General features: G+C 48.7%; 16 protein-coding genes, 1 tRNA gene, 1 other RNA gene and 1 other annotated feature (2 of these 19 only partly in view). Of the genes, 5 read left to right on the top strand and 13 right to left on the bottom strand.

From position 1 onward, the window contains the following. The 7 genes from AC4E8B_RS00160 to tadA all read right to left on the bottom strand — a co-directional run. A protein-coding gene (locus AC4E8B_RS00160) for a pro-sigmaK processing inhibitor BofA family protein (protein WP_490216315.1) crosses the window boundary here: on the bottom strand, positions 1-115 show its beginning. 149 nt of this gene lie to the left of the window's left edge; the window shows 115 of its 264 coding nt (coding positions 1-115); its start codon is at positions 113-115; its stop codon lies beyond the left edge, outside the window. 78 nt (positions 116-193) lie between these two features. After that, positions 194-409, bottom strand: a complete 216-nt coding sequence (locus tag AC4E8B_RS00155; protein ID WP_490216313.1) for a YaaL family protein — start codon at positions 407-409, stop codon at positions 194-196. A gap of 15 nt (positions 410-424) precedes the next feature. Then, on the bottom strand, positions 425-1,021 hold the full coding sequence (gene recR, locus AC4E8B_RS00150; RefSeq protein WP_490216311.1) for a recombination mediator RecR: 597 nt from the start codon (positions 1,019-1,021) through the stop codon (positions 425-427). 410 nt (positions 1,022-1,431) lie between these two features. Then, a complete protein-coding gene (locus tag AC4E8B_RS00145; protein WP_490216309.1) occupies positions 1,432-1,752 on the bottom strand; it encodes a YbaB/EbfC family nucleoid-associated protein in 321 nt (106 codons plus the stop codon). Positions 1,753-1,773: 21 nt separating this feature from the next. Beyond that, a complete protein-coding gene (gene dnaX, locus AC4E8B_RS00140) occupies positions 1,774-3,468 on the bottom strand; it encodes a DNA polymerase III subunit gamma/tau (RefSeq protein ID WP_490216307.1) in 1,695 nt (564 codons plus the stop codon). 164 nt (positions 3,469-3,632) lie between these two features. Then, positions 3,633-3,897, bottom strand: an RNA gene (ffs, locus tag AC4E8B_RS00135) — signal recognition particle sRNA large type. 77 nt (positions 3,898-3,974) lie between these two features. Further along, a complete protein-coding gene (gene tadA / locus AC4E8B_RS00130) occupies positions 3,975-4,502 on the bottom strand; it encodes a tRNA adenosine(34) deaminase TadA (protein ID WP_490216305.1) in 528 nt (175 codons plus the stop codon). Positions 4,503-4,591: 89 nt separating this feature from the next. Between tadA and AC4E8B_RS00125 the strand changes: the two genes are divergently transcribed. The 4 genes from AC4E8B_RS00125 (at position 4,592) to AC4E8B_RS00110 (ending at position 7,981) form a co-directional block, all read left to right on the top strand. Continuing rightward, positions 4,592-5,155 carry a cysteine hydrolase family protein gene (locus tag AC4E8B_RS00125; protein ID WP_490216303.1) on the top strand — a complete coding sequence of 188 codons (564 nt, stop codon included), beginning with the start codon at positions 4,592-4,594 and terminating at the stop codon, positions 5,153-5,155. Between the two features lie 41 nt (positions 5,156-5,196). Continuing rightward, positions 5,197-6,483: a glycoside hydrolase family 18 protein gene (locus AC4E8B_RS00120; protein ID WP_490216301.1), complete on the top strand. Its 1,287-nt coding sequence runs from the start codon at positions 5,197-5,199 to the stop codon at positions 6,481-6,483. A gap of 192 nt (positions 6,484-6,675) precedes the next feature. After that, complete coding sequence (locus tag AC4E8B_RS00115) at positions 6,676-7,323, top strand: deoxynucleoside kinase (protein WP_490216300.1); 648 nt, start codon at positions 6,676-6,678, stop codon at positions 7,321-7,323. Beyond that, complete coding sequence (locus tag AC4E8B_RS00110; RefSeq protein WP_490216298.1) at positions 7,313-7,981, top strand: deoxynucleoside kinase; 669 nt, start codon at positions 7,313-7,315, stop codon at positions 7,979-7,981. The genes AC4E8B_RS00115 and AC4E8B_RS00110 overlap by 11 nt, the downstream gene beginning before the upstream one ends. Before the next feature lie 201 nt (positions 7,982-8,182). Here AC4E8B_RS00110 and AC4E8B_RS00105 read toward each other — a convergent pair. From AC4E8B_RS00105 to guaB, 6 genes are all read right to left on the bottom strand, one after another. Next, a tRNA-Ser gene (locus AC4E8B_RS00105) sits at positions 8,183-8,275 on the bottom strand. 97 nt (positions 8,276-8,372) lie between these two features. After that, the gene (gene serS, locus AC4E8B_RS00100; RefSeq protein ID WP_490216296.1) at positions 8,373-9,653 is read right to left on the bottom strand and encodes a serine--tRNA ligase; all 1,281 of its coding nucleotides are present in this window, start codon (positions 9,651-9,653) and stop codon (positions 8,373-8,375) included. A gap of 74 nt (positions 9,654-9,727) precedes the next feature. After that, positions 9,728-9,950, bottom strand: a binding site (T-box leader). 53 nt (positions 9,951-10,003) lie between these two features. Then, the gene (gene pdxT / locus AC4E8B_RS00095) at positions 10,004-10,591 is read right to left on the bottom strand and encodes a pyridoxal 5'-phosphate synthase glutaminase subunit PdxT (protein ID WP_490216295.1); all 588 of its coding nucleotides are present in this window, start codon (positions 10,589-10,591) and stop codon (positions 10,004-10,006) included. 11 nt (positions 10,592-10,602) lie between these two features. Then, positions 10,603-11,487 carry a pyridoxal 5'-phosphate synthase lyase subunit PdxS gene (gene pdxS / locus AC4E8B_RS00090; protein WP_490219414.1) on the bottom strand — a complete coding sequence of 295 codons (885 nt, stop codon included), beginning with the start codon at positions 11,485-11,487 and terminating at the stop codon, positions 10,603-10,605. Between the two features lie 210 nt (positions 11,488-11,697). Beyond that, positions 11,698-13,047, bottom strand: coding sequence for a serine hydrolase (locus AC4E8B_RS00085; RefSeq protein ID WP_490216293.1), 1,350 nt, complete (start codon positions 13,045-13,047; stop codon positions 11,698-11,700). Between the two features lie 250 nt (positions 13,048-13,297). Further along, positions 13,298-14,764, bottom strand: coding sequence for an IMP dehydrogenase (gene guaB / locus AC4E8B_RS00080; RefSeq protein WP_490216291.1), 1,467 nt, complete (start codon positions 14,762-14,764; stop codon positions 13,298-13,300). Positions 14,765-14,880: 116 nt separating this feature from the next. On the opposite strand from guaB, the gene AC4E8B_RS00075 reads away from it, so the two are divergent. Next, positions 14,881-15,000, top strand: partial view of a YaaC family protein gene (locus AC4E8B_RS00075; protein WP_490219412.1) — the start only. Its footprint extends 840 nt past the window's final position; 120 of the gene's 960 nt are visible here — the first part of the coding sequence; it begins with the start codon at positions 14,881-14,883; the stop codon falls past the right edge of the window.

Raw genomic sequence — 15,000 nt, 5'->3', positions numbered from 1 at the left:
TCAGAATTTTGATGACTCCCTGTCCCAAAAATTTAAGCGGCTTAAACGGAGCCCCTATAAATAGTAATAACAATATCAGCCCGCCCAAAATGGTTATTACCAGTATCGGTTCCATTCCTCATCATCCTCTCCCATTGCCTGTACTACAAATTTATGAGAAGAAGGATGAAAAAAGACCTGATTGGCCCTTTGTTCATCTGACGGATATTTTTCTGGCCTTTGCTTCCTTAAACAAGTAAAAGTACTTGGCCTCCGCCAATTTGGTTTGCGCTAATATTTCTGCGGAAGGATCAAAGCTTTTATCAAGCAGCCGCTTTTGGTTATACCATTCTTCCTTCAGGCTATTAAGCTGTCCTAGAAGCCGGCCATCAAATTCGTTGCGGAGCTTTCCTTTTTTGCGGAAAAACATGTGTACACCCCCTGCTTAAACCTCTCTTCTTCCCTCAAGCGCCTTGGAAAGAGTGACTTCATCTGCGTATTCCAGATCTCCGCCCACCGGCAGGCCGTGGGCAATCCTCGTAATCTTAATCCCTGATGGCTTGAGAAGGCGGGAAATGTACATCGCTGTCGCTTCCCCTTCAATATTTGGATTGGTGGCAAGTATAACTTCTTCCACCGTCTCATCCTGCAGCCTTTTTAAAAGGTCAGGTATATTGATATCTTCAGGCCCTATTCCGTCCATCGGGGAAATAGCGCCGTGGAGTACATGGTACAGGCCGTTAAATTCCTTCATTTTTTCCATGGCGATAACATCCTTTGGATCCTGCAGCACACAAATTATACTCCGGTCCCTGCGCTGATCCTCGCAGATATAGCAGGGATCCTGATCGGTAATATGGCCGCACACCGAACAGTAAGATAAATTACGTTTGGCATTCACCAGAGCCTTAGCAAAATCAAGAACAGTGTCTTCCTTCATACCAAGGACAAAAAAAGCCAGGCGAGCGGCTGTTTTCGGGCCGATCCCCGGCAGCTTCATAAAGCTGTCTATCAACTTAGATATCGGTTCAGGATAATGCATAATACTCCTCCTATATAGAAATGCGGAGGGCGCTTGCTCAGCCCCGACAAGCTTAAGACGCGCAAGAATAGAAGGCGTTCTTTGCCTTCAATTCTTGTGTGGCTTAAGACTCGAGGGGCTAGCGCCCGCAGCTGGACAATCAAGAAATGCGGAAGTGGCTTGTTCAGGGGCGACAAGCATAAGGCAGACTGGATGAAAGGTTTGCTCTTTAACCTTTTAGCCAGGCTGACTTATGACTCGAGCCCCTAGCCGCTGCAGCTGGACAATCCGAAATGCGGAGGGCGCTTGCTCATCGGCGACAGCATAAGACAATGCCTGTAACCTGCCGCACTTTTGCCTGCCCCCATTGTATTCGGGCCTTTTTTGCTTTTTCAGGCATTTTTAAAGCGGAGATTCAACTCCGCTTTGCTTTAGAACATTCCAGGCAGGTTCATTCCTTTTGTAAACTGCCCCATTGTATCATTCGTCAGATCGTCAGCCTTTTTAAGGGCGTCATTTGTCGCTGCAAGTACAAGGTCCTGAAGCATATCGATATCTTCCGGATCTACTACTTCTTCTTTAATATTGACTTCAAGGACTTGTTTGTGTCCGGAAACGATGACTGTAACCATCCCGCCGCCTGCAGTCCCTTCTATTCTCTTGTCTCCAAGCTCTTCCTGAGCCTCGGCCATTTTCTTCTGCATTTTCTGCATTTGCTTCATCATGTTTTGCATATTGCCCATTCCACGCATATTCTTTACCTCCAAATTGTTTTATTCTTTGACTTCGACTAAATCCCCGAACAGCTTTTGTGCTTCGGATACGACCAGGTCGTCTTCCGGCACCCCCAGCCCGCTGCCTTCGGAAGGCTCATCGCGATGGCCGCTGTTCAGGAAGCTGCCACGTATCCGCTGCCACTGTTCGTCAGGCACCCCGACAACCTGCTTCCTTTGTCCGGTCAGTTCCTGGATGGCCCCGGATATCGTTTCTATAAATTTAGCATTATCCATGGCCATTTGACAGTGTATTTCATATTTAAATTTGATGATGAACGCATCCGTTGAGGAAGCGACCGGCTCTGCTTCATTCAGCAAAGCAGCCTGGGAGCGCATCTGGTTATGGACAAGCTTCCCGAGCATATCGCCCCATTTGCTTTTAACTGCATTCAAGTCATTTTTCGTTGCATTCTTCAGGATTTCGTTAATCTTTCCTTCGGGAGCCTGGAATCCTTTTCTCGAGGTTCTCTGTGCCTGTTTCTTCTGGGCAGGCTCTGGCGCACCCGATGCGGCGACACCATTTTTCTTCAGCTCGGCCAGCTCTTCTTGCAGCTGCTCGATCTTTTTTATGAGAGGCTCGATATCAGCAGCCGCTTTCTTCTCCGTGCCTTCAAGCTGGCAGAGCTTCATGATGGCTACTTCAAGGAAGATTCTTGGATGATTGGTCCAGCGCATTTCCTGCTGGGCCTTATTCAGGATTTCAATCAGGCTGTACAACTGCTGCGGATCTGTTTCTTCAGCGAGCGCCTTGAATTCCTCATCGAGCATGACACGCTCGAGCGACTCATCCAGTGAAGGCGCTGCTTTATATAAAAGCATGTCCCTGTAATACAGGATGAAATCCTCGATGAACCTGGAAGGATCCTTCCCCTGGAACAGGAGAGTCTCCAGCGACTCCAGTGCACCTGCAGCATCTTTTTCCATGACATTCCTGGACAGCTTGTTCAGGAATCCCTGGGAAACGGCGCCTGTGACTGTGAGGGCATCCTCCGACGTCACCCTGTCCTGGCTGAAGGATATTGCCTGGTCAAGGAGGCTTAAGGCATCCCTCATTCCGCCCTCGGCGGCGCGGGCCACAATATGGAGGGCATTTTCTTCATACTGCACCCCGGTCTCATCCACTATCATTTTCATCCGCCCGACGATCGACTGGGCCGTAATCCGCTTAAAGTCAAAGCGCTGGCACCTCGAAATGATCGTGAGCGGGATTTTATGGGGCTCCGTCGTAGCGAGGATGAACATGACATGCTTCGGCGGCTCTTCAAGTGTTTTCAGCAGTGCATTGAAGGCGCCGATCGAGAGCATATGGACCTCATCGACGATGTATACTTTATATTTGACTGCACTGGGTGCATATTTGACTTTGTCCCTAATATCCCGAATTTCTTCCACACCATTGTTGGAGGCCGCATCGATTTCGATTACGTCCGGTATGGAGCCATTCGTAATGCCGATGCAGGAATCGCACTCATTGCAAGGCTCGCTGATCGGAGCTCTTTCACAGTTGACGGTTTTGGCCAGAATTTTGGCCGCACTCGTCTTTCCCGTGCCCCTGGGCCCGGAAAATAAGTATGCATGAGAGGTTTTCTGCTGAAGCAGGGCGTTCTGCAATGTTTTGGTTACGTGTTCCTGCCCTACAACATCAATGAACTGCTGCGGACGCCAGACACGATATAATGCCTGGTAACTCATCTTCACGCCCCCTTCCTAACTGCTTTTCTATCTCTATTATACCGTATCAGTTCCTATTTTCCAAAAAGGATTGCAAATATCCGGAGGAGCAATTTTCCAATCTGATTGGACATAAAAAAACCCACCCCTGACCGGGATGAGCTTTGCTATTATGATTATAACTGCCGTGCACCTTCCGTCGACTGGCTCCCATAAGCGTTACTTAAGCAGTTAGCTCGGCCCAGGCAACCCTGCGGCACATGGGAGGGACCACTTAATGCTGCTTCCTTCCGGACCTGACATGGTTCATGGATTCCCATTGCGCAGGACCCGGGCGTCAACACCACTTACTTAAGGCAGGCCCTACAGGACACCAGCCTCAGGAAGGAGTTCAGCCTCGCTAGAGCGGATTGCGAGTACAGGGCACCGCTACCTCCCCGCTTAGCACGGCAAAATTGATACCATATTTGGTTGCGTCGTTTGTGACGCATAATCAGTATACTAAGTTTCGGACAAAATTGCAATGCCTATGGCCTGTCAATTCCTTCTTGCAGACCCAGCAGCTGCTTTCGCTGCTTTTTCTCTTCCTTTTTCCGCTCGCGCAGGGCTCGGAAGAATTCGGTCAGCAGACTGCTGCATTCTTCTTCCAGCATCCCGGGCACCACCTCGCTCTGGTGGTTGAACCTTTCATCCTGAAGAAGGTTCATAAAGGTCCCCGCACAGCCGCCCTTAGGATCGGCCGCGCCATATACAACCCTGCTGATGCGGGAGAGGATGATGGCTCCAGAACACATGGCGCACGGCTCTAGTGTAACGTAAAGCACAGCATCCTCCAGCCTCCATGTCCCCCGCCTGCCGCAGGCTTCTTCAATGGCAAGGAGCTCGGCATGGGCGACGGCATTCTGATTCGACTCGCGGAGATTGTGGGCGCGGGCGATGACCTCTCCGTCCAGGACCACAACCGCCCCGATCGGCACTTCCCCAAGCTCTCCTGCCTTTTTCGCTTCTTCTATTGCTTCCTTCATATAATAATCATCATTGTAAGTTATATTCATCTTTTTCCTTCCATCCCTTATGTTTAAAAATATACCAAGGGTGTATATAGCTTTTAGTGCTCACAATAGATCCAAAGGAGAGATCCACCATGAAAGAATCTTCTACAGCACTCTTAATTATAGACATGATCAATGATTTTAATTTTCCGGAAGGTGATGTTTTAGCTGAAAAAGCCCAAAAAATCAGCCAGCCGATAAAAACATTAAAGGAAAAGTGCGCTTCTGAAGCTATTCCTGTCATCTATGTTAATGATCATTACAGCCTTTGGCAAGCTGACTTTGAAAAGATCGCCGATTACTGCAGTAATAATAGCAGCAGGGAAATCATTGACCGCCTGTATCCCTCTGATGATGACTATTTCCTGATCAAACCGAAGCACTCTGCTTTTTACGGCACTGCCCTGAACACGCTGCTCCTGCAATTGAATGCCAAAAATCTGATCGTCACCGGTGTTGCCGGAAATATATGCGTCCTCTTTACAGCGAATGACGCCTATATGAGAGAATACAGCTTATATGTCCCTGAGAATTGTCTGGCATCCAATGATGATCATGACAACGAGAATGCATTGAAAATGATGAAAAATGTCCTCAATGCCAAAACAGAACCCTTCTCAGAGAAAAATAACATTTCAGCCTATTTCCCTTCATAGAATAATGGTAGCGCGATTTTGCCATTAAGGGGGAAAAGAGTATGCAAATCCATGTAGTGCGCGCCGGGCAGTCCCTGACAGGGATCGCACAGGCCTACGGCACGACGGCAGCAGATATTTCACAGGCCAATGAACTCCCCAATCCCGACAGGCTTGTTGTGGGCCAGGCGCTTGTTATCCCGATCACAGGGCGCTTTTACTGGGTACAGCCGGGAGATACCTTGTCGGCCATTTCCCGGCGGACAGGAATCCCAGTGCAGGAAATTGCAAGCATCAATCGTATATCGCCTTCCCAGCCTCTCCAGCCGGGATTGCGCCTCTATCTGCCGCCGAGGCCGAAAGCAGCGGCTGAATTCAATGCCTATGTAGAACCGCGGGGCACATCGGTTGCGCCTGCACTTGAGGAAGGAGCACGGGAGGCTGCGCCTTACCTTACGTATCTGGCGCCCTTCAGCTTTCAGGCACTGAGGGATGGCGGACTTAAAGAACCGCTCCTCAATAATTTCCCGGCCATCGCCCAAGCGAATAATAATGTATTGATGATGGTCATCACCAATCAGGAAAATGACCAGTTCAATGATGAGCTTGGCCGGATCCTCCTGAATGATATACCTGTGCAGGATAAATTCCTGGACAATATAACCGCAACAGCCAAGAAGTACGGCTTCAGGGACATCCATTTTGATTTTGAATATTTGCGCCCGGAGGACCGGGAGGCCTATAACCGTTTTCTAAGAAAAGCAAAGGCCCGGTTCAGCCGGGAAGGCTGGCTCATTTCCACTGCACTCGCGCCAAAGACGAGCGCCGGGCAGAAGGGACGCTGGTATGAAGCCCATGATTACAAGGCACATGGGGAAATCGTTGATTTTGTCGTCATCATGACCTATGAATGGGGCTATAGCGGCGGCCCTGCCCAGGCTGTCTCTCCGATTGGCCCTGTACGGGATGTCCTTGAATATGCAGTGAGCGAGATGCCGTCCTCCAAGATCATGATGGGCCAGAATCTGTACGGCTATGACTGGACCCTACCTTTTGTCCAGGGCACCACCGCCAAGGCATTGAGCCCGCAGCAGGCCATCGGGCTGGCCGCAGAGAAAAACGTGCCCATCCGCTATAACACGAAGTCACAGGCTCCGCTGTTCAACTATACAGGCACCGATGGGAAGCGGCATGAGGTCTGGTTTGAGGATGCGAGGTCCATCCAGGCAAAGTTCGACCTCATGAAGGAACTGAAGCTAAGGGGGATGAGCTACTGGAAGCTCGGCCTTTCATTTCCGCAGAACTGGCTTCTGATCACAGACAATTTCAATGTCACAAAGCGGGAGTAGCAGAGAGATTTCCGGAAATAGTCACTAAAAGCTATGGGTCAGCCCGATCCATGGCTTTTTTTATATTTTTTGCCGGCAGAAATTCCATATCCCTTCCACTACATAGTGTGTTAAAATATTTTTTGTGTCGTTAAAAGTCGATTTAAAGGATATATGGACATAGATAAAAAAGAACAATAAGGAGGCCACACTGTGGGGGGGACACCTTTTATTACAGTTGAAGGCCCGATCGGCGTAGGGAAAACCTCGCTGGCGAAGGCCATTTCCGAGCATTTTCAATTTGCGCTGCTGAAAGAGATTGTAGATGAAAATCCTTTTCTTGGAAAGTTTTATGAAAACATCGAGGAATGGAGCTTCCAGACGGAAATGTTTTTCCTGTGCAACCGCTACAAGCAGCTTGGGGACATCAACACTCATTTTTTAGCCAATAACAAGGCAGTCGTTGCCGATTATCATATTCTCAAGAATCTCGTTTTTGCCGAAAGGACGCTGAGTCCTGCCGAATACCAGAAGTATTTAAAGATCTACGAAATCCTGACAAATGATATGCCGAGGCCGAATGTCATCATCTATCTTCATGCAAGCCTTGAGACACTGCTGCAGCGGATCAAGCTGCGGGGCCGGGAAATTGAAAAGAATATCAGCCCGCTCTATTTAGAGCAGCTGTCAATTGATTATGAAAATGCCATGAAATTATTTGCCGAGCAGAACCCCGACATTCCTGTTCTGCGCTTCAGCGGCGATGATCTTGATTTTGTGAAAAATAAAGAAGATCTGTCATATATTCTGGACAGCCTTTCCCTATCTTTAATTAAAGGAGCTTATCATCATGAATCTTAGGAATAAGTATGAGATACCCGGAAATTCCGTAATTACCATCGCCGGTACGGTCGGGGTAGGGAAATCGACGATGACCAATGCGCTTGCGGGTGCACTGGGCTTTCGCACCTCATTTGAAAAAGTGGATACCAATCCTTATCTTGATAAATTTTACGCAGATTTCGACAGATGGAGCTTCCATCTGCAGATTTATTTCCTTGCTGAGCGCTTTAAGGAGCAGAAGCGCATCTTCGAATATGGCGGCGGCTTCATCCAGGACCGTTCCATTTACGAAGACACAGGCATTTTTGCCAAGATGCATCATGAAAAAGGGACCATGTCACAGGTGGACTATGAAACATACACAAGCCTGTTCGATGCAATGGTCATGACGCCATACTTTCCTCACCCGGACCTGCTGATTTATCTGGAAGGATCCATTGATGACATCCTCTCCAGGATTCAGGAAAGAGGGCGTCCGATGGAGCAGCAGACGCCAGTGTCCTACTGGGAAGAGATGCATGGGCGCTACGAGAACTGGATCAATACATTCAATGCCTGCCCGGTGCTGCGCCTGAACATCAACGATTATGACCTGATGGCCGAAGGAGCTTCCATTGAGCCAGTCATCGAAAAAATCTCCGTCTTTCTGAAGCATTCACAGCTGCTGAAGAAATAAACTTTCGTTTTTGGTGCTTCGGAGTACAGAATAACCTCTTATACCAAAAAGAAGCCCGGCATAAATGCCGGGCTTTTGTTTGGTTCATTTTCATGATGCAAAGCTGCCTTTTTATTCTGCAAAAATCATAAAAAAGCCGCTGCAATATGCAGCGGCTTTTTATGTATCTCCAATAGTTATGCGCTATGGTTGATTTTAAAATGGAGGAGGTAGAGGGATTCGAACCCCCGCGCGGTGTTACCCGCCTGTCGGTTTTCAAGACCGATCCCTTCAGCCAGACTTGGGTATACCTCCGTATCGACAAGATTTATTTTAGCACCTGTCAAAAGCAAAGTCAACACTATTTCAAAAAAATATTAAGGCGGGTTATTCACCCGCCCAGATGCATGCTTTACGCCTTGCCGATAACTTCTTTATTGCCCATATATGGTCTTAATACTTCCGGAATGATGACACTTCCATCTTCCTGCTGATAGTTTTCCAGGATAGCGGCGACCGTACGGCCGATCGCAAGGCCAGAGCCATTCAGTGTATGAAGATGCTCAGGCTTACCCTTAGGCTCGCGGCGGAAACGGATGTTCGCGCGGCGTGCCTGGAAGGCTTCGAAGTTACTGCAAGAAGAAATCTCGCGGTATGTCCCGTAGCTTGGAATCCATACTTCTATATCGTATTTCTTGGCCGCTGTGAAGCCGAGATCGCCTGTGCACATGCTGAGCACGCGGTAAGGAAGCCCTAGCATCTGCAAAACCTTCTCTGCATGACCAGTCAGCTTTTCCAGCTCGTCATAAGAATCCTCAGGACGGACAAATTTTACGAGCTCCACCTTATTGAATTGATGCTGGCGGATCAGCCCCCTTGTATCACGGCCAGCAGATCCCGCTTCAGAACGGAAGCATGCACTGAAGGCAGCATAGTTGATCGGAAGCTGTTCGTTCGTCAGGATTTCATCTCTGTGCATATTTGTCACAGGCACTTCTGCTGTCGGGATCAGGAAGTAGTCTTCGCTTTCAATCAGGAAAGCATCTTCTTCAAACTTCGGCAGCTGGCCGGTGCCTGTCATGCTGGCACGGTTGACCATGTATGGAGGAAGGACTTCCATATAGCCATGCTCATCTGTGTGAAGATCCAGCATGAAGTTGAATAAAGCACGCTCTAAGCGGGCGCCAAGGCCTTTATAGAATACAAAGCGGCTTCCCGTAACCTTCCCAGCCCTCTCAAAGTCAATGATGTCCAGGTCAGTGGCAACATCCCAGTGAGGCTTCGGCTCGAAGCTGAAATCGCGGACATTGCCCCATTTTCTCGCCTCGACATTATCGTCTTCCGTCTCACCGACCGGAACGCTCTCATGCGGGATATTCGGGATGCTCATCAAAAGGCTGTCCAGTGATTCTTCCACTGTGCGGAGCTCTTCATCAAAGGCTTTAATCTTGTCGCCCACTTCCCTCATCTCTGCAATCAGGCTGTCAGCATCTTTCTTTTCGCGCTTCAGCGCAGCGACCTGCTGGGATACTTCATTCCTTCTGCTCTTCAGCTGTTCTGTTTCCATGATCAGCTCACGGCGCCTTACATCAAGATCCTCAAATTTCCCCAGGTCGCCAAGATCCTCCCCGCGGTGCTGGAGGCGGTTCTTCACTTCTTCAAAATTGCTTCGTAAATATTTAATATCAAGCATGCTGATTCCTCCTAGTTTTCCATTCGATAGGCATATGGGCGGAACCTGCGAAAAAACAAAAAACCCCCGTCCCAAAAAGGGACGGGAGTTACCCGCGTTGCCACCCTAGTTGAAGGCATAAATGCCTTCCACCTTAAATCCATAACGGTTTTTAACCGAAAGCACTTACTCGCCGATATGGGCTTTCCATGCTTTTGCTCAAGGACGGATTCACAAGGTCCCACCACCGGTTTCCACCAGCCACCGGCTCTCTATAGGAATGGGATTCCCGCTACTATTTCCTGTCAATGCGTTTCGAATGTAATTTTATAATAATTTACTACAATTATGTGCTATTTGCAACCTATTATTCAAACTAAATTCGCCTGGGCTTCTTTCACCATTTCCACGAAATACGCGGTAAGGCGGTGATCTTCTGTCAGCTCAGGATGGAATGAGCAGCCAAGGAACTGACCTTCCCTTGCGGCCACGATGCGGCCATCATGCTTTGCAAGCACTTCTACATTCTCGCCGGCCTGCAGAATATGCGGAGCGCGGATAAAGACAGCTTCGAAATCTTCTGCCACTCCGGCAATATCAAGGGGCGCTTCAAAGCTTTCCCGCTGCCTTCCGAAAGAATTGCGCTCCACCTCGACATCCATGACACCGATATGCGGCTCTGCATAGCCGGCAACTGTCTTCGCCAGCAGGATGAGCCCGGCACATGTTCCGAACATTGGTTTCCCTGACTGGGCAAACGCCCTCAGTTCTTCCATGAAATCGTATTTATCGATCAGGCGGCGCATCGTGGTGCTTTCGCCGCCGGGGATGATCAGTCCGTCCACTTCCCCAAGCTGCTCTTTGCGTTTGATGACAACTGCCTCCGCACCGCAGGACTCAATGGAGCGGACATGCTCCCTGACAGCCCCCTGAAGGCCCAGTACGCCTACTTTAACCATGTTCATTCTCCTTACCAACCGCGCTCCTGCATACGAGCTTCAGGAGCCAGTGATGAGATTTCGATGCCCTTCATCGGTGTTCCAAGTTCTTTTGACAAATCAGCAATCAGCTTGTAATCCTGATAATGCGTAGTCGCCTCTACAATCGCTCTCGCAAACTTGGCAGGATTGTCAGACTTGAAGATGCCTGATCCTACGAATACACCGTCTGCGCCAAGCTCCATCATTAAAGCGGCATCTGCAGGTGTCGCAACGCCGCCTGCAGCGAAGTTAACGACCGGAAGGCGGCCAAGTTCCTTGATTTCAAGAAGAAGCTCATAAGGGGCTCCGAGAAGCTTAGCTTCTGTCATCAGTTCGTCAAGGTTCATGCCGACCACCTTGCGCACCTGTGCGTTCACCTTGCGGATATGGCGCACTGCTTCTACAATATTGCCTGTTCCAGGCTCGCCTTTCGTGCGAAGCATCGCTGCTCCTTCGCCGATTCTGCGGGCAGCCTCGCCAAGGTCGCGGCATCCGCATACAAATGGAACCGTATAATCCCTTTTATTTAAATGATACTCTTCATCAGCAGGAGTGAGCACTTCACTCTCATCTATATAATCAACGCCCATTGCTTCTAATACACGGGCTTCCACGATATGGCCAATTCTGCCTTTTGCCATAACAGGGATCGTTACAGCATTCATGACTTCCTCAACAATGCGGGGGTCTGCCATCCTGGCCACACCGCCGGCAGCACGGATATCGGATGGAACCCTCTCCAGTGCCATGACTGCGACTGCGCCGGCCTCTTCAGCAATCTTGGCCTGCTCAGCGTTGACTACGTCCATGATAACGCCGCCCTTTTGCATTTCTGCCATACCGCGCTTTACTCGATCTGTACCTGTCTTCACTATAAAGTCCCCCTTCTGTAATACCATCTGCTTTTAACAGGCAAAATACCCATTAATTTATAGGAAAATATATTAATTCGATAGGAATTCGTCCAGTTCCCCTAATGAAAATAAACAATAAAAAAAGGTCCCTGTCAAGACAAGGGACCCTTTTTTATCAGACTCTTCCGGAATTTTATTTTCTCCCGGATAAAGCCAGGCCATTATTTGAAATTAGAACCAGCTCTTTACAGCTGATGAAACGCTGCCCCAAAGATCTCCGAAAAAGCCGCCGATACCGCGCATCATCAGCACGAACCAGTTCGCCTTTTCTACACTTTCGGCTGCCACGACATCAACCTGGATACCGCCATTTCCTGAAAGGAAGTCAAGGCCGTTTTCTTTATCTGATTTCAATGTCAGATAGCCGACCTTATCGCCTTTCTTGACAGGCGCCGTCAGATTGCCGTCTTCATCAAGCTTGTCTTTATCAAGGACAAGCTCAGGTTTATAGCTTTCCTTCTCGCCATTTTTCACAACAAGCCCGATAGCATCCTTCGCCTGTATTTTCACGCTGTCTTCCTTGCCTTTAGTTACAGGCAATGTCTTCTGGCCTTTTACCTGATAGTTCTTCGCAATGATTTCTTCTTTGGAGAAATTGCTGAAAGCATAATCAAGCATTTTTCTTGTTTCATCGAACCTGGATTTATAGGAACCGGAATCCCCTTCACCCTTGGCATTCATCACGACCGTGATATAGCGGTTCCCGTCACGGGTTGCTGTTCCGGTGAAACAGTAGCCGGCAAAATCGGTTGTACCTGTCTTAAGCCCGTCCACTCCCTCATAGCCGAAAACAAGGCTTGGAAGCATCCAGTTCCAGTTATCCATCTCAATTTCATCGTCAGTGCCTTCCCTGAAATTCTTTGTAGGGATAGCAGTCGTCTCCAGAATTTCCGGATAGTCCTGCAGCAGGTGCTGCGCCAGCTTGGCAGTCGCCCGGGCTGACATGACATTCTCATCCTCTGCTCCGCCCGTCGGATGGGAGCCTTTCAGGTCGCGGTTATTCAAACCGGTGGAATTGAAGAATTTGTATTCCTTCAAGCCAAGCTCCTCGGCCTTTTCATTCATCATTTTAACAAAGTTGCTTTCAGAACCGGCAATGGTCTCCGCAATGGCAATCGTTGCACCATTGGCAGAGTAAATTGACATTGCTTCATATAATTCTCTGATATTATATTTTCCATCTCTTCTTAAAGGGACATTAGACAGTGCTCTATCCTGTGAAACCTTCCAAACATATTCACTGACTGCATACTCCTGATCCCATTTGACTTTCCCTTCTTTGATGGCCTCAAGCAGCAGGTATTCTGTCATGATCTTCGTCATGCTCGCAATGCCAAGCACTTTATCCGCATTCTTGGAATAAAGGACTTTGCCTGTCTCAGCCTCTACCACAATCGCAGCATCCGCATTGATATTCAAAGCATCATCTGCACTTGCCTTATTCAGGCCGGGAAAAAGGCCTATCACCATCATACAAACAAGGAAACTAGCAACATACTTCCGATAAAAATGTTTTTTCACTGTAATGCCCTCCAACCTTTATATACACCTTCGTTATTTTAACATATCTGTTTCTGAAAACATAGACAGAGTAAATACCCATTAATTGGGCGGAAATATATATAGGCCCTTAGATCTGCAGGCCAATAATGGATAGCTGATGCTGATAGGTGCCTGGTACCGTGTATAAGCAAAAAAATAAGCCCCAGGGTAAGAACCTGGGACCTTGTATCCGCCAGTGCATCTGGATCCGGTGCAATGGCCTGGCTGTTTATGATAAAGAATAGTTCGGAGCTTCTTTCGTGATTTGCACATCATGCGGATGGCTTTCACGGAGCCCGGCGCCGGTCATTCTGATGAACTGCGCCTTTTCTCTTAAATCGGTCAGATCTTTGCTTCCGCAATAGCCCATGCCTGAGCGGATCCCGCCGACCAGCTGGTAAATCGTATCAGATAGCGGCCCTTTGTATGGAAGCCTTCCTTCGATTCCTTCTGGCACGAATTTTTTGTTGTCTTCCTGGAAATAGCGGTCCTTCGAGCCCTTTTCCATTGCTCCTACCGATCCCATTCCGCGGTAGACCTTGAAGCGGCGCCCCTGGAAGATTTCAGTTTCACCCGGGCTTTCGGAGACACCTGCGAGCAGGCTTCCGAGCATGACGGCATGGCCGCCGGCAGCCAGGGACTTAACGATATCACCTGAATACTTGATGCCTCCATCAGCAATGATCGCTTTGCCGTGCTTCCTGGCCTCTGTTGCACAGTCATAAACCGCTGTGATCTGCGGTACGCCGACTCCGGCGACAACCCTTGTCGTACAGATGGAGCCAGGTCCGATGCCAACTTTTACAACGTCGGCGCCAGCGTCGATCAGATCCCTTGTCGCTTCAGCAGTTGCAACATTTCCGGCGATGATGGCTACCTCAGGGTAAGCATCCCTGATCTGCTTGACTGTGTCCATTACCCCTTTTGAATGTCCGTGCGCCGTATCGACTACAAGAACATCCACACTTGCCTTCACAAGCATTTCAACCCTCTTCATCGTATCCTTTGTCACACCGACGGCTGCGCCTGCGAGAAGCCTGCCCTGGCTATCCTTGGCTGAGTTCGGGAATTCAATCACCTTTTCAATATCCTTGATCGTGATCAGCCCTTTGAGTACACCTTCCTGATCAATGAGCGGAAGCTTTTCAATTTTGTATTTCTGCAAAATGCTCTCGGCTTCATCCAGTGTCGTTCCCACCGGTGCAGTTACAAGATTTTCTTTTGTCATGACGTCTGAGATTTTAATCGAGTAGTCTTGGATGAAACGAAGATCACGGTTTGTAATGATGCCCACCAATTTCTGTTCATCGTTGTTGTTGACGATTGGGACACCTGAGATGCGGTACTTGCCCATTAGATGCTCAGCATCGAAAACCTGCTGGTCGGGCGTGAGGAAGAATGGATCTGTGATAACGCCGCTTTCGGAGCGCTTGACTTTATCAACCTGGTCAGCCTGCTGCTCGATGGACATGTTCTTGTGGATGATGCCGAGACCGCCGGCCCTTGCCATGGCGATTGCCATCTCTGCCTCTGTAACTGTGTCCATGCCGGCACTGATGATCGGGATATTCAGGCGTACCTTGTCTGTCAGGTCCACATGAAGCTGTACATCTTTCGGAAGCACTTCTGATCTTGCCGGAACCAATAATACGTCATCAAATGTTAATCCTTCTTTAACAAACTTGCTTTCCCACATCTTTTTAGCCCCCATTTACTCGAAAATATTATTAGTAGGTTATCAATTGGACAAAATACTGTCAAGAACAGATTGATATGTTAGATTTTTCAAAAAATTAAAAAGAGGTAATAATGATGACCAATACATACAAAGGCTGGAGTTCCTATTCTGTCTTCTTTTCAGCAGAAACCACCCAGGCCTACTTAAAAAAGTGCTATACACGGCGCGGCATCGACCAGCCGGAAGCTAAGAGC

The organism is Bacillus sp. SRL543 (assembly GCF_984799205.1).
Note: the sequence above shows the minus strand (reverse complement) of the source record. Positions and strands in the feature narration are given on the sequence as shown.

Coding starts and splice junctions, on each gene's coding strand:
- AC4E8B_RS00110 (WP_490216298.1), top strand. CDS start 7,313: ATGAATCTTAGGAATAAGTATGAGATACCCGGAAATTCCGTAATTACC.
- AC4E8B_RS00145 (WP_490216309.1), bottom strand. CDS start 1,752: ATGCGTGGAATGGGCAATATGCAAAACATGATGAAGCAAATGCAGAAA.
- guaB (WP_490216291.1), bottom strand. CDS start 14,764: ATGTGGGAAAGCAAGTTTGTTAAAGAAGGATTAACATTTGATGACGTA.
- tadA (WP_490216305.1), bottom strand. CDS start 4,502: ATGAATATAACTTACAATGATGATTATTATATGAAGGAAGCAATAGAA.
- serS (WP_490216296.1), bottom strand. CDS start 9,653: ATGCTTGATATTAAATATTTACGAAGCAATTTTGAAGAAGTGAAGAAC.
- recR (WP_490216311.1), bottom strand. CDS start 1,021: ATGCATTATCCTGAACCGATATCTAAGTTGATAGACAGCTTTATGAAG.
- AC4E8B_RS00120 (WP_490216301.1), top strand. CDS start 5,197: ATGCAAATCCATGTAGTGCGCGCCGGGCAGTCCCTGACAGGGATCGCA.
- pdxT (WP_490216295.1), bottom strand. CDS start 10,591: ATGGTTAAAGTAGGCGTACTGGGCCTTCAGGGGGCTGTCAGGGAGCAT.
- AC4E8B_RS00155 (WP_490216313.1), bottom strand. CDS start 409: ATGTTTTTCCGCAAAAAAGGAAAGCTCCGCAACGAATTTGATGGCCGG.
- AC4E8B_RS00125 (WP_490216303.1), top strand. CDS start 4,592: ATGAAAGAATCTTCTACAGCACTCTTAATTATAGACATGATCAATGAT.
- dnaX (WP_490216307.1), bottom strand. CDS start 3,468: ATGAGTTACCAGGCATTATATCGTGTCTGGCGTCCGCAGCAGTTCATT.